The sequence below is a fragment of the Halobellus sp. H-GB7 genome (genome assembly GCF_030848585.1).
In the GTDB taxonomy this organism is placed as follows: Archaea; Halobacteriota; Halobacteria; order Halobacteriales; family Haloferacaceae; genus Haloquadratum; species Haloquadratum inordinatus.
Map to the genome: position 1 here is coordinate 174,545 of NZ_JAVDDW010000004.1, position 17,841 is coordinate 192,385.

At 65.3% G+C, this 17,841-nt stretch carries 27 protein-coding genes; 1 reads left to right on the forward strand and 26 read right to left on the reverse strand.

The genetic code is table 11. The annotated features are described in order from the left end of the window. Positions 1 to 17 precede the first annotated feature (17 nt). Positions 18 to 989, forward strand: coding sequence for a cation diffusion facilitator family transporter (locus RBH22_RS09455; RefSeq protein WP_306677329.1), 972 nt, complete (start codon positions 18 to 20; stop codon positions 987 to 989). Positions 990 to 1,088: 99 nt separating this feature from the next. Here the strand turns inward: RBH22_RS09455 and RBH22_RS09460 are convergent, their stop codons facing one another. The 26 genes from RBH22_RS09460 to RBH22_RS09585 form a co-directional block, all read right to left on the reverse strand. Further along, positions 1,089 to 1,670: a S26 family signal peptidase gene (locus RBH22_RS09460; protein WP_306677330.1), complete on the reverse strand. Its 582-nt coding sequence runs from the start codon at positions 1,668 to 1,670 to the stop codon at positions 1,089 to 1,091. A gap of 169 nt (positions 1,671 to 1,839) precedes the next feature. Then, positions 1,840 to 3,093 carry a tRNA (N(6)-L-threonylcarbamoyladenosine(37)-C(2))-methylthiotransferase gene (locus RBH22_RS09465; protein ID WP_256289214.1) on the reverse strand — a complete coding sequence of 418 codons (1,254 nt, stop codon included), beginning with the start codon at positions 3,091 to 3,093 and terminating at the stop codon, positions 1,840 to 1,842. Positions 3,094 to 3,162: 69 nt separating this feature from the next. Continuing rightward, positions 3,163 to 4,308, reverse strand: coding sequence for an ABC transporter permease (locus tag RBH22_RS09470; RefSeq protein WP_306677331.1), 1,146 nt, complete (start codon positions 4,306 to 4,308; stop codon positions 3,163 to 3,165). Next, entirely contained in the window at positions 4,305 to 4,970 is a 666-nt protein-coding gene (locus RBH22_RS09475) for an ABC transporter ATP-binding protein (protein ID WP_121569949.1), read from the reverse strand. Before RBH22_RS09475 ends, RBH22_RS09470 begins: the two co-directional genes overlap by 4 nt. Beyond that, positions 4,967 to 6,148 (reverse strand): hypothetical protein, encoded by a 1,182-nt coding sequence (locus RBH22_RS09480; protein ID WP_306677332.1) that lies wholly within the window; start codon positions 6,146 to 6,148, stop codon positions 4,967 to 4,969. Before RBH22_RS09480 ends, RBH22_RS09475 begins: the two co-directional genes overlap by 4 nt. A 168-nt stretch (positions 6,149 to 6,316) precedes the next feature. After that, the gene (gene secY / locus RBH22_RS09485) at positions 6,317 to 7,786 is read right to left on the reverse strand and encodes a preprotein translocase subunit SecY (RefSeq protein ID WP_256545817.1); all 1,470 of its coding nucleotides are present in this window, start codon (positions 7,784 to 7,786) and stop codon (positions 6,317 to 6,319) included. A gap of 3 nt (positions 7,787 to 7,789) precedes the next feature. Next, positions 7,790 to 8,290 carry an uL15 family ribosomal protein gene (locus tag RBH22_RS09490; protein WP_256289218.1) on the reverse strand — a complete coding sequence of 167 codons (501 nt, stop codon included), beginning with the start codon at positions 8,288 to 8,290 and terminating at the stop codon, positions 7,790 to 7,792. Further along, positions 8,287 to 8,751, reverse strand: a complete 465-nt coding sequence (locus tag RBH22_RS09495) for a 50S ribosomal protein L30 (protein ID WP_306677333.1) — start codon at positions 8,749 to 8,751, stop codon at positions 8,287 to 8,289. The genes RBH22_RS09490 and RBH22_RS09495 overlap by 4 nt, the downstream gene beginning before the upstream one ends. Continuing rightward, entirely contained in the window at positions 8,751 to 9,404 is a 654-nt protein-coding gene (locus RBH22_RS09500; RefSeq protein WP_256289220.1) for a 30S ribosomal protein S5, read from the reverse strand. The genes RBH22_RS09495 and RBH22_RS09500 overlap by 1 nt, the downstream gene beginning before the upstream one ends. Then, positions 9,401 to 9,955, reverse strand: a complete 555-nt coding sequence (locus RBH22_RS09505) for a 50S ribosomal protein L18 (RefSeq protein WP_306677334.1) — start codon at positions 9,953 to 9,955, stop codon at positions 9,401 to 9,403. Before RBH22_RS09505 ends, RBH22_RS09500 begins: the two co-directional genes overlap by 4 nt. Next, on the reverse strand, positions 9,955 to 10,410 hold the full coding sequence (locus tag RBH22_RS09510; protein ID WP_121569956.1) for a 50S ribosomal protein L19e: 456 nt from the start codon (positions 10,408 to 10,410) through the stop codon (positions 9,955 to 9,957). Before RBH22_RS09510 ends, RBH22_RS09505 begins: the two co-directional genes overlap by 1 nt. Further along, complete coding sequence (locus RBH22_RS09515) at positions 10,410 to 11,114, reverse strand: 50S ribosomal protein L32e (protein WP_306677335.1); 705 nt, start codon at positions 11,112 to 11,114, stop codon at positions 10,410 to 10,412. The genes RBH22_RS09510 and RBH22_RS09515 overlap by 1 nt, the downstream gene beginning before the upstream one ends. A gap of 3 nt (positions 11,115 to 11,117) precedes the next feature. Further along, positions 11,118 to 11,654: a 50S ribosomal protein L6 gene (locus RBH22_RS09520; protein WP_121569958.1), complete on the reverse strand. Its 537-nt coding sequence runs from the start codon at positions 11,652 to 11,654 to the stop codon at positions 11,118 to 11,120. Between the two features lie 4 nt (positions 11,655 to 11,658). Then, the gene (locus tag RBH22_RS09525; RefSeq protein ID WP_121569959.1) at positions 11,659 to 12,051 is read right to left on the reverse strand and encodes a 30S ribosomal protein S8; all 393 of its coding nucleotides are present in this window, start codon (positions 12,049 to 12,051) and stop codon (positions 11,659 to 11,661) included. 2 nt (positions 12,052 to 12,053) lie between these two features. After that, positions 12,054 to 12,230: a 30S ribosomal protein S14 gene (locus RBH22_RS09530; protein ID WP_049985035.1), complete on the reverse strand. Its 177-nt coding sequence runs from the start codon at positions 12,228 to 12,230 to the stop codon at positions 12,054 to 12,056. Continuing rightward, positions 12,227 to 12,748 (reverse strand): 50S ribosomal protein L5, encoded by a 522-nt coding sequence (locus RBH22_RS09535; RefSeq protein ID WP_121569960.1) that lies wholly within the window; start codon positions 12,746 to 12,748, stop codon positions 12,227 to 12,229. The genes RBH22_RS09530 and RBH22_RS09535 overlap by 4 nt, the downstream gene beginning before the upstream one ends. Then, a complete protein-coding gene (locus RBH22_RS09540) occupies positions 12,745 to 13,470 on the reverse strand; it encodes a 30S ribosomal protein S4e (RefSeq protein WP_256545821.1) in 726 nt (241 codons plus the stop codon). The genes RBH22_RS09535 and RBH22_RS09540 overlap by 4 nt, the downstream gene beginning before the upstream one ends. Then, positions 13,467 to 13,832 carry a 50S ribosomal protein L24 gene (gene rplX, locus RBH22_RS09545; protein WP_121569962.1) on the reverse strand — a complete coding sequence of 122 codons (366 nt, stop codon included), beginning with the start codon at positions 13,830 to 13,832 and terminating at the stop codon, positions 13,467 to 13,469. The genes RBH22_RS09540 and rplX overlap by 4 nt, the downstream gene beginning before the upstream one ends. A gap of 12 nt (positions 13,833 to 13,844) precedes the next feature. Further along, positions 13,845 to 14,243 (reverse strand): 50S ribosomal protein L14, encoded by a 399-nt coding sequence (locus tag RBH22_RS09550; RefSeq protein WP_121569963.1) that lies wholly within the window; start codon positions 14,241 to 14,243, stop codon positions 13,845 to 13,847. Continuing rightward, positions 14,243 to 14,569 (reverse strand): 30S ribosomal protein S17, encoded by a 327-nt coding sequence (locus tag RBH22_RS09555; protein WP_121569964.1) that lies wholly within the window; start codon positions 14,567 to 14,569, stop codon positions 14,243 to 14,245. The genes RBH22_RS09550 and RBH22_RS09555 overlap by 1 nt, the downstream gene beginning before the upstream one ends. After that, complete coding sequence (locus tag RBH22_RS09560) at positions 14,560 to 15,063, reverse strand: ribonuclease P protein component 1 (protein WP_306677336.1); 504 nt, start codon at positions 15,061 to 15,063, stop codon at positions 14,560 to 14,562. Before RBH22_RS09560 ends, RBH22_RS09555 begins: the two co-directional genes overlap by 10 nt. A 3-nt stretch (positions 15,064 to 15,066) precedes the next feature. Continuing rightward, a complete protein-coding gene (gene rpmC, locus RBH22_RS09565; protein WP_121569966.1) occupies positions 15,067 to 15,273 on the reverse strand; it encodes a 50S ribosomal protein L29 in 207 nt (68 codons plus the stop codon). A 3-nt stretch (positions 15,274 to 15,276) separates the two neighbouring features. Next, positions 15,277 to 16,212: a 30S ribosomal protein S3 gene (locus tag RBH22_RS09570; protein WP_306677338.1), complete on the reverse strand. Its 936-nt coding sequence runs from the start codon at positions 16,210 to 16,212 to the stop codon at positions 15,277 to 15,279. Next, positions 16,212 to 16,682, reverse strand: coding sequence for a 50S ribosomal protein L22 (locus RBH22_RS09575; RefSeq protein WP_256289225.1), 471 nt, complete (start codon positions 16,680 to 16,682; stop codon positions 16,212 to 16,214). The genes RBH22_RS09570 and RBH22_RS09575 overlap by 1 nt, the downstream gene beginning before the upstream one ends. Positions 16,683 to 16,684: 2 nt before the next feature. After that, the gene (locus RBH22_RS09580; protein WP_121569969.1) at positions 16,685 to 17,107 is read right to left on the reverse strand and encodes a 30S ribosomal protein S19; all 423 of its coding nucleotides are present in this window, start codon (positions 17,105 to 17,107) and stop codon (positions 16,685 to 16,687) included. A 2-nt stretch (positions 17,108 to 17,109) separates the two neighbouring features. Continuing rightward, entirely contained in the window at positions 17,110 to 17,841 is a 732-nt protein-coding gene (locus RBH22_RS09585; protein ID WP_121569970.1) for a 50S ribosomal protein L2, read from the reverse strand.

Consider the following 17,841-nt stretch of genomic DNA (forward strand, 5'->3'; position numbering starts at 1 on the left):
AGCGGTAGGCAAAAACGATGAGCGACGACCGGAAACGGGTCGTCCGCCGCGTCGGGGCGATCGTACTCGCGGTCAATCTCGGCCTCGCGCTGGCGAAAGGGGGCGTCTGGTGGCTCACCGGGAGCCTCGCGGTCGGCTCCGAAGCGGTCAACAGCGTCGCCGACAGCGTCTACAGTATCGTCATTCTCGCCGGTCTGTATCTGACGACGCAGCCGCCCGACTTCGAGCACCCGCACGGCCACGAGCGAATCGAACCGTTCGTCTCGCTGTTCGTCGCGCTGGGCGTGTTCGCGGCGGGCGCGGCCGTGCTCTGGAACGCCACGACGGCGGTGCTGAACGGGACGTACGGCGTCGAGGCCGGAACGACGGCGGTCGCGGTCCTCGTCGGGACTGCCGTCACGAAATACGGTCTCTACCGGTACTGTCTCCGAATCGGTGAACGCCGCCACTCGCCTGCACTCGTCGCGGCCGCGCTCGACAATCGAAACGACATTCTGACCGCGGGCGCGGCGCTCGTCGGCGTGCTCGGGGCGTCCTTCGGCGCGCCGATCCTCGATCCGATCGCCGCGGGCGTCGTCTCGCTCGGCATCTTCTACACGGGCTATGAGATCGTCCGCGACAACGTGAACTACCTCGTCGGCGCGGCACCCCCCGAAGAACTCCGCTGGGAAATCATCGAACGCGCGCTCGAACACCCAGAGGTCCGCGGCGCCCACGACGTCGTCGCCCACTACGTCGGCCCCGAAGTCGACGTGAGCATCCACATCGAAGTAGAAGGGGATATGACGCTGTTCGAGGCCCACGACATCGAGTCGGCCGTCGTCGACTCGATCCGCGCAATGCCCGAGGTCGACGACGTATTCGTCCACGTCGACCCGAAAGAACTCGGCGAGTGGAAGGAAGACGCAGAGGCCGATCAGCTCCTCGAAACCGTGGCAGAGGACGGCGGCGACGGCGACCGCGCCGAACGGAGAGAGCAAGCGCGCTGATAGCGAATAGACGCGACACGACGCATAGAGCGACGAGACACGCGGACGTAGCAGACGCGAGTACTCGCATCCACCGACTCTCGACTCGTCCCGCAGTGCTCACGCCTTTCCAGCGATCGTGAGCCGGACCCACCCGAGTTCGGGGATGTGGAACTGCGCTTTCGCTCTGACCCAGGAGGGCTTGACTACCGGCGCGATGCCCGCGGCCTGGTCGTACGCGCGGTTGTTGTCGCCCTTCGTGATGTAGCCCGCGTGCGGTGCGGGACAGGCGGCCAGTTCCGCGCAGTCGTTCGCGCCGCGAAGATACGCCGGGTCGGCCTCGTCGTACCAGTTCTCACCAGCGTCGACCCTGAACTGTGCGCGGTGGATGATCGGCGATCCCGCCCTCCCGGGCGGAGCGAAGACGATGACGTCGCCAGAGTCCCCGAGGCGCGAGTAGTTCCCGGCGGTCGCAGCAGTAACGACGCCGCGAGCGTCCGCCGATTCCCCGGCGAACCGGCCGGGATCGGAGACGACGACGAGATCGCCGGTTTCGACGTGCGGAACCATACTCGGGCTCTCGATGGCCACCATCGGCGGCCACACGCCCGCGACGCCGAAGAGCACGACGCCGAGGGCGAGGACCACCGCGACCGTCGTGGCGGCGTCGCGGAGGTGGAGGAAGGCGGCGGACCGATCCATCGACAGTCCGTGCGGGACGAGGCCGAAAAAAGACCGCGGTCAGCGCCGACGCGGCAGCGTCGGAGGCGCTTGTCGAACGCGACGACTCATAGTGATTACTCTCACTGTTTACCGCCGAGCGCCACTCCCAGTGGCGATGGTCGGCGGTAAGAGACGAGAGTAATCATTATCACACCGGGTCGCCGAACGCGTACACCGTCTGGTGGCTCGTCACCTCGACGTCGAGGAAGTCGCCGGGTTCGATCCCGTGTTCGGCGGCGTTCTGCACGATGATCTGCCGGTAGGCCTCGTCGCGGCACTTCAGCGAGTCGCCCGTCCCCTCGCGGACGGCCATCACCCGATGCGTCTCGCCGACCATCGACTCGTAGGCTTCGGCGACGACGTCCATCTTCAGTTCGGACATCTCCTTCGAGCGCTCCTTTTTCACCGTCCCGCCGAGACCCTTCATCTCGGCGGCGTCGGTGCCGGGGCGCTTCGAGAAACGCGTGATGTTCACCTTCTCGGGCCGAACCTCGCGGAACAGCGCCATACTCTGGGCGTGGTCCTCGTCGGTCTCGGTCGGGAACCCGACGATGAAGTCCGTCGAGAGCGTCCAGTAGTCCAGCGTCTCGTCGAACGTCTCGACGATTTCGGTGAACTTCTCGACGCGGTGTTGTCGCCGCATCGCTTCGAGAACGGTGTCGGAGCCGGACTGAACGGGGAGGTGAATGAAGTTGTACAGTTCGTCGTGGCGCGCGAAGACCTCCGCCAGCTCCTCGCGGATGCCGTGGACGCCACCGGGGTTGGCCATCCCCAGTCGAACCCGGAAGTCGCCGTCGATCTCGGTGCAGATCCGGTCGAGCAGTTCCGGAAGCTTGCGGTCGCCCGTATCCCAGCCGTAGACGCCGGTGTCCTGGCCGGTGATCCGCAACTCCTTCGCACCGGCGTGGACGAGTGCGCGGGCCTTCTCGACGTTCTCTTCGACCGGCGGCGAATCGACGCGGCCGGTCGCGAACTTCGTGATGCAGTACGAGCAGTTCGAGAGGCAACCCCGAGCGATGGGGAGGATGCCGACGACGCCGTCCAGCACGGGTTCGGTCCCCGGGCCGGGCGTCGGGCACTCGCCGTTCGTGACCGCGGCGGGGACGTCGTCCCAGTGGAGGATCTGGGCGTCGACGTCCTCCTCGCGGAACTCCTCGCCCTGTGCGAGGGCCATACAGCCGGTGATGATGAGATCCGCCGTCTCAGACTCCAGTTCTTTGGCCCGACGGAGCATATTGCGCTCCGTCTTCTCGACCACCGTGCAGGTGTTCATAATGGCGACGTCGGCCGCCTCCGGACCGTCGACGGGGTAGTGGCCGGCGTCGCGGAGCGCGCTCTCGATCTGCCGGCTCTCGCCGCGGTTGGAGGTACAGCCGTACGTCTCGATGTGATATCGGGCCATTCGATCGGTGCGAGATACCCGACGAGCGGCCAAAAGCGCGACGGTTCGGGGACAGTCCGCTGGCCGAGATCAGCCGCGAAGCGCCTCGACCGGCGGGTCGTTCGCGGCCTTCCACGCGGGGTACAGCCCGCTCAGCACGCTCGCGAAGACGGCGAAGCCGAACCCGATCAACAGATAGCGGATGCTCTCCCAGCCGAAGACGAGCGTCGGATCACCGGCCAGGACCTGAAACACCACGAGCCCAACCGCGAACGAGACGGCGGCGCCGACGACGCCCCCGATCACCCCCAGGAACGCGGCTTCGGCGAGGATCATCCGGAGCACTTCGCCGCGGCGGATTCCGACGGCTCTGAGCACGCCGATCTCACCGCGGCGCTCGATCGTGCTCATCAGCATCACGTTGAGGATGGCGACGCTCGCGACGACCAGCGAGATCGAGCCGATCCCGATCAGCGCGAGGTTGAGCGTGTTCAGGAACGCGTCGATGTTCTCTTGCACGCTCGCGAAACTGGTGACGCTCAGCACCTCCTCGTCGCCCTCGTTGAACCGCGCTTCGATGGCGTCGGCGGTTCGCTGGGCTTCCCGGCCGTTCGCGGCCACGATCGTCACCGAGTCGTAGTACTGTTGATCGGCGAGCGCCGACAGGGGCAACACGAGTTCGTTGCCGCCGCCACCGAAGCCGCTCTGCGATTCGATCAGCCCCCGAATCCGGTAGAGCCGTCCGTCGTACTCTACCGGGTCCCCGAGCTCGAAGCCGAGTTGGGTCGCGGTGCTATTGGTCAGTAACGCCCCCGACTGTAGCCGGTCGGGGTTATCGCCCGCCGAGACGTCATAGAGCGCGCTCGCCTCCGTCAGGGCAGTCACGCTGACGCGAGCCTCCTGACCGTCACGCGAGGTGAGCGTCGTCCGGTTGGACTTCTTCGGGACGACCGCAGCGTCGCCAGCGAGGCCTCGGATCTCCTCGACTTGCTCTTCGGTCACGCCCTCGGTGGTGCTGTCCTCGCCGGCGGTGACGGTCACTTCGTCAGCGAGCGTGCCGAGATTCGCGGTCGCCTGCTGTTGGAGTGCGACGCCGGCGATGCCGAGCGACGCGATGGCGACGACGCCGATGACGATTCCGAGCGTCGCCAGCGCCGTCCGGATTCGGTTCCGGCCGAGATTCCGCCACGCCATCTGGACGCTCGGGAACCGCCACAGCGCGCTGGTGATGCTCACGACTGCACCTCCCCGTCGACGAGGCGAACGACGCGGTCGGTGTACTCGACGAACTGCTCGTCGTGCGTCACAGCGACGATAGCGATGTTCTCCTCCTCTTTCAGGCGCGTCAGTTCCTCGAGGATCGTGCGCCCGGTGTCCTGATCCAGATTCCCGGTCGGCTCGTCGGCCAGCAGAATCTCGGGTTCGTTGATCAGGGCGCGGGCGATCGCGACGCGTTGTTGCTGGCCACCCGAGAGTTGACTCGGCGTGTGACTAAGCCGGTCACCCAACCCGACGCGCTGCAGGAGATCCACCGCCCGGTCGTGCCGGTCGCGTTTCGTGTCCCACATCGACGGCAGTTCGACGTTCTCCGTCGCGGTCAGCATCGGCAGCAGGTGGAACGCCTGAAACACGAACCCGATCGTCGAGCGTCGCTCCTCGGTGAGTTCGTCTTCCGTGAAGTTGGTGACGTCACGGCCGTCGAGCCGAACCGTTCCCTCTGTCGGCGTATCGAGCAGGCCGATCATATTCAGCATCGTGCTCTTACCCGACCCCGAGGGACCGATCACCGTCACCATCTCGCCGCGGTCGGCGTGGAAGTCGACGCCTTTCAGCGCCTCGATCACCTCCTCGCCGCTCTGATAGCGCTTGACGACGCCTTCGAGTTCGATGACGCTCATTGTCGCCAGCGGTAGACGCCGAACGCGACGAGTACGAGCACGACGATGCCGCCGCCGATGGCGATCAGCGGGAGGCCACCAGCACCAGAGCCACCCGGCGACTGCTGTCCGTCGCTGTCGGCTTCGCCGTCGGTCGCAGACACGACCCCCGCGTCGAGACTCACCTGCTGTGTCGTCGTTACGCGCTCGTTGTCGACGATGTACGAGATTTCGACGGGGACCGACGACACGTCCGACTCAGCGTGCGCCGTCAGCTCGAACCGCGCGAACTCGCTACCCTCGATCGCGCCGATGAAGTACTCACCCGACGGAGGCGCAGGGCTCACACCGTCAGCGTCGGGGACGCGCACGAGGACCGACTGCGTGTCGGTGGTCCCGAGGTTCGCTGCGTCGCCCTGAATAGTAATCCCCGTGCCGGACCGGGTGACTTCCACGCCGGTGAGGCGGATTTCGCCCGTCACTGGGGTTTGGTCGTCGAGGTCGACGTCGAGCGACGTCGTGTGGGAACCTCCGCCGGCGGAGTAGGTTGCGGTGAACGTAACCGTGTCTGTTTCGAGGTCGTCGGTGTCGAAGACGGTCGATTGGCTCGATCCGGGGTCGACGTCGAACAGGAAGTTGCGTTCGATCGGCTCCCCATCGGCGGTGGCCGTGATATCGACGTCGGTGAGGTTCGTGTTTCCGAAGTTCGTGAGCGTGAGCTCAGTTCCAGACCCGCTTTCGGGCGTGCCGGCCGACAGGCTCGCTCTGACCGTCGGGTCGGACACTTCGACGTACACCGGGTACGTGTAGGAGTAGTACTCGCCCGCGTCGTCTTGGACGACCACCTTGAGCGTCAGCCGCTTTTGGCCGGGGCTCTCAAAGCTCGTCCGCACGGGTACCGTGACCGAGCCGCCGGGGGCGATCGATCCGAGTTCTTCGACTCGCGCGTACTCTCTGGTGGTTCCGGGCACGCGAACGAAGACGTCCCGCACGTTGACTGTCGAGGGACTGTTTTCGAGGTTCGAGATCGTCGTCTCGATAGTTACTGTTTCGCCCGTGTTCGGGTCCTCGGGACTAATAGTGACAGCAGACATCTGGACGGCCGGACCGGCGGCCGAGGCGGTCGTTACGACAGCGCCCGAGCTACCGAGCAGGAGGGACAGTACGACGAGCACGCGGAGGGATGTGGACCAATTCATAGTGCGTATCGTGGTGTCGTGACCCGTGGCTGTAGGTCGATCGACACGAACACGTCGCTCTGGGAGCGCGGTGCTTGCAAGTCTTTCCCTGTTCGTCCGACGAACAAGGCACCGAGAGCGACGCCACTCGGCGGTGAGAGAAAGAAGGAGAAGGGAACTATGTCGCAGCTAGTTGTTGAACATCTCGCGCATCATCGGGTGCATCTCCATCAGCTGCTCCTCGGCGATCTCCTCGTACAGCTTGTACGTGATGGAGACCGTAAGCAGCAGCCCCGTTCCGGAGACGCCGCCGATCGTGCCCAGCATATTCGCGAGCACGGCCAGCAGGCCGACGAGCGCACCGCCGATGACGGTCACCTGCGGGATGTAGCGCTCCATAACCTTCTCGATGACCTGTGGGTTCCGCCGGAAGCCGGGGATCTGCATCCCGGAGTTCTGGATCTGACGGGCGGTCGCTTCGGGACCCATCCCCGTCGTCTCGACCCAGAAGATGGCGAAGATCGCGCCACCGACGATCATGAAGATCAGGTCGATGAGCACGCGGGCGACGATCGCGAGGGGCTCCTGGGAGGTGAATCCGAGGAACCACATCCAGTCCTGACGGGACTGGATCGGCGCGAGATACCAGAACAGGCCACCGGTGACCTGTCCCTGCGTGTACTGACCGAGCCACGCGGGCATCCCCGTCCACCAGTTGTTCAGGATCTGCCCGAGGAACTGGAGGTTCGCCTGCAGCGCGCGAACGAGGATCATCGGCAGGACGCTCGCGTAGATGAGCTTCACCGGGAAGCGACCGCGGGCGCCCTTGACGTTGGCGTGCGAGAGCGGGATCTCGACCCGGACGCTCTCCGCGTAGACGACGATGCCGAAGATGAGCAACGTCGTGATGAGTGCGAGGATCTGCCCCTGTCCGAGGAAGATGTCGGAGAGACCACCCGGCGTCAGCGGCGAGCCGATCTCGGCTGCACCGGTGAGGATCCCGATCCACGTCGGGAAGAACCCGCTTTGCCCGCCGAGGCTCTGCCAACTGAACAGACCCGCGACGAGCTGCTGGCTGACGCCAGCGATAATGAACAGGCCGACACCGGAGCCGACGCCCCACTTGCTCACGATCTCGTCCATGAACAGGATGAGGACGCCGCCGACGAACATCTGCGCGAAGATGATACCCTTCACGCCGACGGTGCCGATACCGAGCGACTGCGCGAGCGGTTCGCTCGCCGGCAGGAAGTTGCCGGCGAACACCATCGGGAGCCCGGTCAGACAGATCATCACGACCACCAGCAGCTTCTGGAGACCCTGATAGAGGATCTGATCTCGGGGGTCGTCGGTGTCCAGCCCCAGCAGATCGGCTCCGCCGAGCAACTGGAGAACGATGCTCGCCGTGACGATCGGACCGATACCCAGCTGCAGGATCGACCCCTGCGAGCCGGCGAGGATACTACGGAACTGTCCGTAGAAGTCCCCGCCCGCGCCACTGGTCTGCAGTCCGAACAGCGTCACGTTCGTCAGGAAGAAATACAGCACGAGGATCCCGGCAGTCCAGCCAAGCTTCCGACGGAACGGGACGTGTCCCTCCGGACGCGCGACTGACGGCATCCGCGTCAGCACCGGTTCGGCGGCCTCCTTCCAACCCATGGATTACTCCTCGGCGTCGTCTGTGTTAGATTCTTCTGCTTCGTCCTCGGCGGCGAGCTCCTCGCCGCGTTCGGTGAGTTCGACGCTGCCGCCGGCGTCCTCGACGAGTTCGGCCGCGCCGTCAGAGAACGCGTCGGCGACGAGGTGCAGTTCCTGTCGGACCTGCCCGCCACCGAGCACCTTCACGATGTCGGCGTCTTCGGCATCGTCTGCGACGTCACGAGCGTCGACGTGGTACGCGTCGCCGTCCTTCTCTGCGAGACCGTCGGCGGCCAGCAGGGCCGCGTCCTCGTCGATCTCTTGGACGTTGACCTCAGCGATCGTTCGCTGGGAGTCCTCGGGTCGCTTGAACCCGTGTTTGCCGATCGGCTCGTAGTTGTGGAACTCGTGCTTGTCGCGACCGGCGCGACCGCGGCCGCCACGGTGGCCGGCACCGCGCCGGTTCTTGTGGGTGCCGCCGCCGTGCGTGCGCGACCCGCGCTGGCGTCGTTTCTTCGACGTCATCGCATTGCCTCCAGGAGTTCGTCGATCTCTTCGGTCTGGTGCTTTCCGAGCTGACCGCCTTCGATGGTCGGGTGCTTCTGACCGCGGTGTCCGCCGCGCGGCGGGTGCAGTCGAAGGACCGGCGAGAGACCCTGCTCACGCAGCGTCGTCTCCTCGTCGACCAGCGCCTCTGCGAGCGCACCGAAGTCGTCGTAGTCGGTGTTCTCCGCGAGCCACTCGTCGTCGACGTCAGCCTCGCCCTCCTCGGGCTCGGCTCGGGTTCGGAGCACCGTCTCGATGGCGTCCGCGCTCGGCTCGCCGTGTGCGACGTAGTCGTTGACCTTCGTGATCATTCCGCGGTACGTCTCCGTCTCCGGGACGAGCGCGCAATGGTTCACGTGATGGATGTTGAGCATCTTGAGCGTGTCGTGAACGCCCGTGCTCATATTAACATCGCCGCGGATCTGAACGACTGCCTGCATCACTCGTTCACCTCTTGTTCACGCTGCTTGGCCGCGGCGCGTCGGGGCGTCCGCGACTGCGAGGCGTTCTTCAGCGCGTTGTACGTCGCTTTCGCGAGGTTGACCGTGGTCCGCGTGTTCCCGTTCGAGCGGGTCCAGGCGTCCTGGACGCCCGCCAGTTCGAGAATGTTGCGGACGGTCGGTGCAGCCGCGAGGCCGAGGCCCTGCGGCGCGGGCATCACTTCGACGGTCACCGAGCCTGCTTTCCCTTCTGCCTTCCGCGTCAGGGAGTTGAGGCCACCGGCGGAGTCCTCCCAGGACCCCGAACCGCGGTCCACCGAGATGATGTTGAGCTTCGCGACGTCGATCGCCTTCTGGATAGCCGATCCGACCTGGTCGTCTCGCGCCTCGGCGTAGCCGAGGTAGCCGTCGCGGTTACCGATCGCGACGACGCAGCGGAACTTGACCCGGCGCCCGGAGTCGGTCATCCGCTGGACCATATTGATGTCGAGAACCTCGTCGTCGAGCCCCGGCAGGAGCTGATCGACGAGTTCCGGCTCTTTCAGGGGCAGGCCCGTGTTGAGGGCCTGCTCCATCGAGGTGACGTCGCCTTCCTGTACCATTCGGCCGAGCCGCGTGCGCGGCGTCCAGCCGTTGTCGTTGCGTTGGCTCATGCGTCCTCCTGTAGTCGCTCGAGCACTTCGTCGAAGTGCTCAGGGAGTTTCGTGGCGTCGAAGTCCCCGGAGTAGAGGTCCTCGTCGAGCTGCTCGGCGTACTCGGCGATGTGCTCGCCGCGGTTACGCGACCAGTCTGCGAGAACCGCGTCGTTGTGCGGGATCTCGAGGCCAGCGTCTATTGCTCCTTCCTGCACCGCGAACACCTTGTTACCGGGCGTCGCGGTGTTCAGTCCGATGTCGAGTACGGCCTCTTCGAGGCCGGCTTCGATGGCTCGCATCCCGGCGAGGAACCCGGTGAGGTACGCGCTCGGCAGGTTCCCAGTGGGAGCCTCCCAGCCGTACTCGCCGAGGTCCTCCGAGGACGCGGCCGCGTGCGTTTCGTCTCCGTCCGGACCGGGGGTGATCAGCTGCGCCCTGACGTGCTTGTTGCTCACGCGAGCAACGAGGCGGGGCTTGCCCGATTTCAGCAGGCGCAACCTCTGGTGGTAGTCCGTCCGGACCTCGCGGCGACGCCGCATCGGCACCTTGTAGCGTGGTCCTGTTGCCATTATTCTATCTCCACGTCGTAGTTATTCCGGATGTGTGCTTCGAGCCGCGCCACGTCTTCGAACTCGCCACCCGACGCCTTGTTGTACACTTCGCGGTACTGCGTCGGATTGAGCGGGCCGTCGTCGCGCAGTTCCTTCAGGCGACGACGCTGTGCGCGGATGCGGCTGACCCATTCGTCTTTCGAGTTCTTCCGACCGCCGGCTTTCCCCTTGCGGGAGCCGGGGCCCTTGCGGTGACCGTAGGCGCGCTTCGATGCGCGCTCGCGAGCGCGACCCTTGGAGTTGCCCTTCGCGTCCTTGGCGCGAATGGTCCCCTGATCGACCAGGTCACGGATGTCGTCGCGAGTGATGGCCTCCGCAATCTCGGACTGTTCGTCTGGATCGAACCACACGCGGTCCTTTCCGACGTCGAGGACGTCGGCGGCCATACGCTTCTGTGCTTTCAGATCCGTCATTACTCTTCGACCTCCACTTCGACGTAGGTCGGGTTGAGGACGCGGATCTCGCGGTCCTCAGCCACTTCCTCGATACGTTCGCGCTTGCGTGCGCCGACTTTCGAGGCGATTCGGACGGCCTGGGTGTCCCCGTCGACGCCTTCGAGGTCGTCGACGTTGTGGACGCGCACTTCCTCGAATCCCGAGGGGTGCAGACCGCGGGCGGCCTTCGGCGTGCGGTAGCCCGCCTCGACCATATCGCCCTTGCCCTTGATGCCGCGGCGCTGTTTCGAGAGGTTGCCGCGGGGCTTCCGCCACGATTCGGGCGTCCGCTTCTTCTTGTGGTACTGCTGCCGACGGAACGCGGGCTTGCCCTCGCGGTGCTTCTGGCCCAGCGCTCGCGCGGTATCGTCGTCGAGGGTCGGCGTCTTGTCGGGGTGGCCACGGGGACGGAGTTCGGTCTCGACCTCCTCCTCGGGCTCGGCTTCCTCTTCGGTCTCCTCTTCGACTTCTGCCTCGGTCTCCTCGGTGACTTCGAGTCCGCCCACGTCGGCCTTGATACGGGCCGCGAGCGCGTTCCCGATGCCGTCGACCTCTGCGAGTTCCGATTGGCTTGCGGCCTTCACGTCGTCGACCGACTCGTAGCCTGCCTCACGGAGCGCGTCGGCCTTCGAGGGGCCGACGCCGCTGATGTCTTCGAGTGTCTCGATGTCGTCGTCGGACATATGTTAGGCACCTCCCGTCTGCGGCTTCTGCGTGATGTAGACGCCGTCCTGGAAGACGCGCGTGTCCTTGTCCGTCACGCGAGTGAGCTGTTCGATGTCGGCGGCGGTCTGCCCGACGTCCTCTTTCGAGGGTCCCATCAGGGTGACCTCTTCGCCGTCGACCTGTACGTCCGTGTCTCCGCGGATCGGTGTCCGTCGCGAGGACTTCTCTCCGAGGAAGTTCTCGATGACGACCTCGTCGCCGTCGACGTCGACCTGCATCGGGAAGTGGGCGTAGTAGACTTCCATCTTGTACTCCCAGCCTTCGGTGACCCCGTGGATCATATTCGACACGTGGCTCTCGAAGGTCCCGACAGTCGCGTTCGTCTTGGCGTCGGTCTCGTCGGATTCGATGACGACCTGGTCGTCCTCGACGCTGACGCTGACGGAGGGGAACCACAGCGTCCGGGTGACGCTGCCGTTCGGCCCCTCGACTGTCAGATCGAGGTTCGACACCTCGGCGGAGACCTCGTCCGGAATTTCGATTTCTACTCTGGTCATTGTCTCAGTACACGTAGGCGATTACCTGACCACCGATGCCCTGGTCGCGGGCCTCGTAGTGGCTCATGACGCCGTGGCTCGTCGTGACGATGAGCGTCCCGTAGTCTCGGGCGGGGAGGTATCGCTTCTCCCACTTCTCGAACTCGTCTGCACCCGCGGAGTAGCGGGGCTTGACGGCACCACATTCGTTGATCGCGCCGCTCAGTTCGACCTCGAACTGTCCAGCCTTGCCGTCGTCGACGAACTCGAAGCCGTCGATGTACCCGCGGTCGTAGAAGACCTCGAGGACGGAGCCGATGACGTTCGAGGCGGGCTGTATCTCGTGCGACAGGTGCCCGACGCTCTCGGCGTTGTTCACGCCGGCGAGCGCGTTGGCGAGTGGATCGTTTCCTGCCATAATTATCGGTACTTCTTGAATCCCATCTCGCGGGCGACCTCGCGGAAGCACTGACGGCACAGGTAGATCTCGTACTTACCGACGAGTCCCTGGTTGCGTCCGCAACGTCGGCACTCGTGGCTCTGACCCGTGCGACGGCTCGCGTGCTCGCCCGTCTGTTCTGTCTCTGATTCGCTCATTCTGTGACCTCCACGTCGACGTCGAATGCGTCTTCGAGGAAGGCGATCGCGTCTTCAGGCGTCAGTCGGTGCGCCTTGGGGATCGAGCGCGACACCTTGTCGCGCTTTTTGACTCGGTAGCCCGGACGGACGAGGTTGACCGTCACGTCCAGCCCGTAGATCCCGATCTGGGGGTCGTACTCCTGGGAGGGGAACTCGGTGTGCTCTTCGACACCGAAGCTGAAGTTCCCCGTGTCGTCGAACTGCTTGTCCGACAGGTCGGCGATCGGCAGCGCCGTCTCCAGGAACTCGTTGGCCCGCTCGTTGCGAAGGGTGACCTTCGCGCCGACCGGGTCGCCGGTGCGCGCACCGAACTGCGTCGCGGCGCGCGTCGCCGTCGTGCGGACGGCTTCCTGTCCGGCGATCTCTTCGAGAATCTCCTCTGCATTCGCGAGTTCGCGGCCACCTTCGCCGACGCCCATGTGGACGACGACCTTCTCGATCTGTGGCTCGCGCATCTCGTGGAACGACTCGCTCATTCGTCGTCACCTCCGTCTTCGTCCTCGTCGGCGACGAAGTTCTCGTCGATGACGACGACGTAGTCTTCGATCGTCTCGAAGGCGCCGTCGTCGGTCTCGACGATGACGGTGTTGTCGCCGCTGCCGGCGGTGACGGTGATCTCGTCGATCTCGCCGATCTCACCCGAGTGGGTGCCGTCGATGGCGGTGACGAGTGCGCCCTCCTCGTAGGGGAAGTGCGCGACGATCTCCTTCGTCTCGTTATCGACGACGAGAGAGTCTTTCGTGCTGTACTCGTCGCCGCCCTCGTCGAGGCGGACGTTCGCGCCGTCGTGGAGCGTGAGCTGCGTCGCGCCGCCGCTGACGTCCTGCTTGCGGACGATCTTGCCGAGTCGGCTGTCTGCGGAGTCGGCGTCGATCGGGGTCAGCGCCAGGCGTCCACCCTCCTCGGGGAAGACGCGGTAGTACTCTTCGCGCTCGGTGAACGCGAGGATGTCGAACATCCCCACCGGGCGCTGTTCGTCGGAGACGGCGTCGCCGTTGACGAGGACCGCACCCTCGTTCAGCGCGTAGCGCGCCTCTTTCTTCGAGTCGACGTAACCGAGCACGTCGCGCAGGAGGATGAGCAGGGGAACCCCCGCCTCTCCGTGCGGACCCGCGCCGGCTTTGACGGTGAACGTCTGGGTCTTCCGTTCGACGGGCCAGGCGTTCGGTGCCGAGAGTCGCTTCTGATGTCGAGTCATTGTTCGTCCTCCGTGTCGGCCTGCAGCCGCGCCTCACGGCGGTCGTCTTCGAGGTCCAGTTCCGTCACGCGGAGGTTCGAGGCGTCGAGCGGACGAGGCACTTCCTCGCCGTCGGCCTTCTCGACCGTCACGTCTTCGACGTGTACGACCGCGTCCGTGAGGTCGACCTCGACGACTTCGGCTTCCGTGCCGGCGTAGTCGCCGCGGAGGACCTCGACGGTGTCGCCCGCGTTGACGCGAACGTTGCGCTGTCCGTACTCCTCGCGGAGGTCGTCAGACAGCGTCGCGCGGACCTGGTTCTGCCGCTCGTGCAGGGGCGCGTTCTGCTTCCGAGTTCGCTGTTTGCGTGGTTGTTTTGTCATACTGTTCAGTGTTCAGACGATCATCGTCGCCGTCGAAGCGATGCTCCCGAAGCGCTCGGCCACTTCACGCGCGATGGGACCCTTGATCTCGGTCCCGCGAGGCTCTTCCATCTCGTCGATGATGACGGCGGCGTTGTCCTCGAACTTCACGCGCGTGCCGTCCGGCCGGCGGATCGGTTTCCGCTGGCGGACGATCACGGCTTCGAGCACCTGGCGGCGCATCTCCGGCGTCCCTTTCGTCACCGAGACGGTGACCTGGTCGCCGATGCCCGCCTTGGGGTGTCGGTTCTTGGTTCCTGAGTAGCCCTTCACGCTGATGACCTTCAGTTCGCGCGCGCCGGTGTTGTCGGCGCACGTGATGAGGGAGCCTCGTTCGAGGCCCTTCGTGACGTCGGCTTTCAGCGCCTCCATCACTCCTCACCTCCGAGCACGTCGACGACGACGTGCGATTTGGTCTTCGACAGCGGTCGGGTCTCTGCGATACGCACCGTGTCGCCTTCCTCGATGTCCACGCACGGGGGTGCGTGAGCGGGGATGCGACTACGCCGCTTCATAAAGCGGTCGTACTTGGGAACGCGAACGTCGTATTCGCGCTCCACAATGACGGTTTTCTCCATGTCGGTGGAGGCGACCGTGCCTTCGAGCGTCTGACCGCGCACGGAAAGCGTCCCGTGGAACGGACAGTTCTCGTCGGAGCACGGCTCCTCCGGTTCTTCTACGTTCAGTCCTATCGCCATAGTGAGTCACCTGCCTTCTCGGTCCGCAAGGCGGGTCGTGAGAGCAGACGTGTGCCATCCACCGTAACGTAGGCCACGCCCTCGCAATTCTCGGCGTCGCGCCGAGAAGCCGCTGCGGGCTCCGCAGCCGGCCGATCAGACTGACCGGCGAATGCGCCGGCAGTATCCGACCGAAGTTCGGACGTGGTCCCCGACGCCTTCTCGGCGTCGGCGGCTTCATCTGTGCGTCCGGATGTTCCTTCCGGGGAGGGAAGCTCGAACTCCAGCGTGGAGCCCTGCTTCGGCACCTGTTTCACCCGAGTGCGACCGTCGCGAGTCGCGTCGGCGTCGTCGGTCGCGGCATCGCTGTCGCTGACGTCGACGTGCAGCGTCTGCATCGTCTCGACGACGATGCGGCCCTCGATCCCGACGAGGTCGGGGTTGGGCGCGTCGACGACGGCCACGCGGAGGCCGTTAAGCTCGTGTCGCGTCAGCGTCTCGGGTGTCAGTACCATCTGTTATTCGAGGTCGCCTTCTTCCTGCTGGATCGTCTTGATCCGCGCGATCGTCCGCTTCAGCTCGCTGACGCGGCCCGGGTTCTCCGGTGCGCCACCGGCAGCCTGGACTGCGCGCGTGTTGAGCAGCTCGGTCTCGAGCTCTTCGAGCTCGGCGTCGCGCTCTGCGGCCGTCATATCGCGGATCTCTTCGGGGTAGAGGATCGCCATCGGTTATTCCTCCTCCTCGTCTTCGTCTTCGTCGGCGTCTTCCATCTCGTCGAGGAGCTCTTCGGCTTCCGCTTCGACCTCCTCGTCGAGTTCGTCGAGTTCCTCTTCGACGTCCGACTCGTCAGGGACCTCGACGTCTTCGTCGACATCCTCAGACCCGGACTCGGCTTCTTCCTCGATGACTTCTTCGACGACTTCCTCGTCGATGACTTCCTCGGGAGCCTCGTCGGGAACCTCGACATCCTCGTCAGTCTCGCCGACGTCGGGGATCTCTTCGGGTTCCTCTTCGAGGAGGGCCTCGACGCCCTCGCTCTCTGCGACCTGCTCGACGGGCTCGACGTCGACGTCCTCGTGGATCTCGAAGTCGTCGGGGAGCTCTGCTCCCGGCGGAATGATCTTGACGGTCACGCCGATGGTACCGAGCTTCATCACGGCGACGCCCTGGCCCTCGTCGACGATCTCCTGGGCCGGTTCGCCGTTGTGCTTGATGTAGCCACGGTTGAACTTCTCGACGCGCGAGCGTGCACCGGTGACCTTCCCGCTGAGGACGATCTCGGCGCCCAGTGCGCCGGACTCCATAATGCGGTCGATCGTGGTGTGGCCCGCCTTCCGGAAGTACCAGCCGCGTTCGAGCGCGTTCGCGAGGCGGTCCGCGACGATGCGAGCGTTCAGGTCGGGCTCGTCGACCTCCTGGACGTCGATCTGGGGGTCGTCGAGGTTGAACCGCTCTTCGAGTTCGCGGGTGACCTTGCGGATGTTCTTCCCGCCCTTGCCGATGACCATACCGGGCTTTTCGGCCTTCAGGACGATCTGAGTCCCCATCGGGGTCTTCGCGACGTCCATCCCGCCGTAGCCGGCGCGGCCGAGTTCTTCGGCGAAGAACTCGTCGATCTGCGAGCGCTGCAGTCCGTCTTCGATGAACTGGTGTTCGTCAGCCATTAGGCTTCGACCTCCTCGGGTTCTTCGACGATGAGTTCGACGTCACAGATCGGCGTGTTCCACGGGTCGGCGCTCCCGAACGCACGGGGCTTGCGACCCTGCCGTTCGCCGACCTTGTGGGCGGCGACGTGTTTGATCGTCATCGAACGTCCGTCGAATCCCTGCTCGTCGGCGTTCGACGCCACGTTCTGCAGGAGTTCGAGGAACGCCTTCGAGGCCTTCTCGGGGTAGCGACCCGCGTCCCAGCCGTCGATGTCGGAGCGGTGTCCGACGCCGGTGTTGTGCTGTTTGAACGGAACGGAGCGCTTCTCGTCGATGACGTCCTGGAGGTACTCCTCCGCGTCCTCGACGGGCATCCCCTTGATCTCACGCGAGATGGCCTTGCTGTGCTTCAGGCTGATGGGCCGATCGCGGAGCATCCCCTTGGCGGTGGTCTCCGGGTCGGCCTCGACGCTGTAGTTGATACCCATAGTTATTTGAGCGGCACGAACTTCGAGGACCGGGTCGCGCCGATTCCGGCCTGACCGTGTTCGACCGACGTCCGGGTCAGCTGGAACTCGCCCAGATAGTGCCCGATCATCTCGGGCTCGACGCGGACGCGCTCGAAGGACTGCCCGGTGTAGACCTCGAACGTCTTCTCGACGAACGAAGGCAGAATGGGCATGTCCCGGAGGTGGGTCCGGATCGGGTCGTTGGCGGTCTCCTGGGGGTCGGCCTCGCTGGCCGCCTCCAGCAGCTTCTCCTGTTGGACCGTGAGTCCTCGGTTGATGGTTCGCCGCTGTCGTGCGGGCAGCAGTTCCGCGACCTCGTCGAGCGACATCTCCTGCAGCTCGTCGAGCGTGTGACCGCGGTAGGTGAACTCACCCTCGCGGCCGGTACGGTATTCCGAACTCATTGTTATTCGTTGCCTCCTTTGCCACCGCGACCGGTGCGCTTCGAGGCGATGTCACCGACCTTCCGTCCCGGCGGGGCGTCCCGCGAGACGGACTTCGGCTGACCGGGGTGCTGGCGGCCGCCGCCACCGAACGGGTGGTCGACGGCGTTCATCGCGACCCCGCGAACGCGCGGCCACTTGATGCCGCGCGCTTTCATCTTGTGGTGCTTCTTGCCGGCCTTCACGAACGGCTTCTCGGTGCGGCCCCCGCCAGCGACGACGCCAATGGTGGCGCGGCACTGCGGGTTCAGCCGCTTGACCTCCCCGGAGGGGAGCTTCACGACCGCGACGTGGCGGTCGTGAGTGAGCAGCTGGGCGCTCGTCCCGGACGCGCGGGCGAACTTCCCGCCGTCGCCGGGCTGGCGCTCGACGTTACACACCGGAACCCCCTCGGGAATCTCCGCGAGCGGGAGCGTGTTGCCGGGCTTGATCTCTGCGCTGACCCCGACCTGGATCGTGTCGCCGACGGCGACGCCCTCTGGAGCGAGGATGAGCCGCTGGTCGCCGTCTTCGAATTCGACGGCGACGACCGGCGCGCTGCGTGCGGGGTCGTGCTCGATATCGACGACCGTCCCGGAGACGGTGTCGTCCGATTCGGCCTTCTTGTGCGAGAGTTCGGCCTTGTAGCGGTGCGACGGCGCCCGGAACGTGGACGTACCGCGACCGCGACGTTGGCCTTGAATTCGACGTCCCAT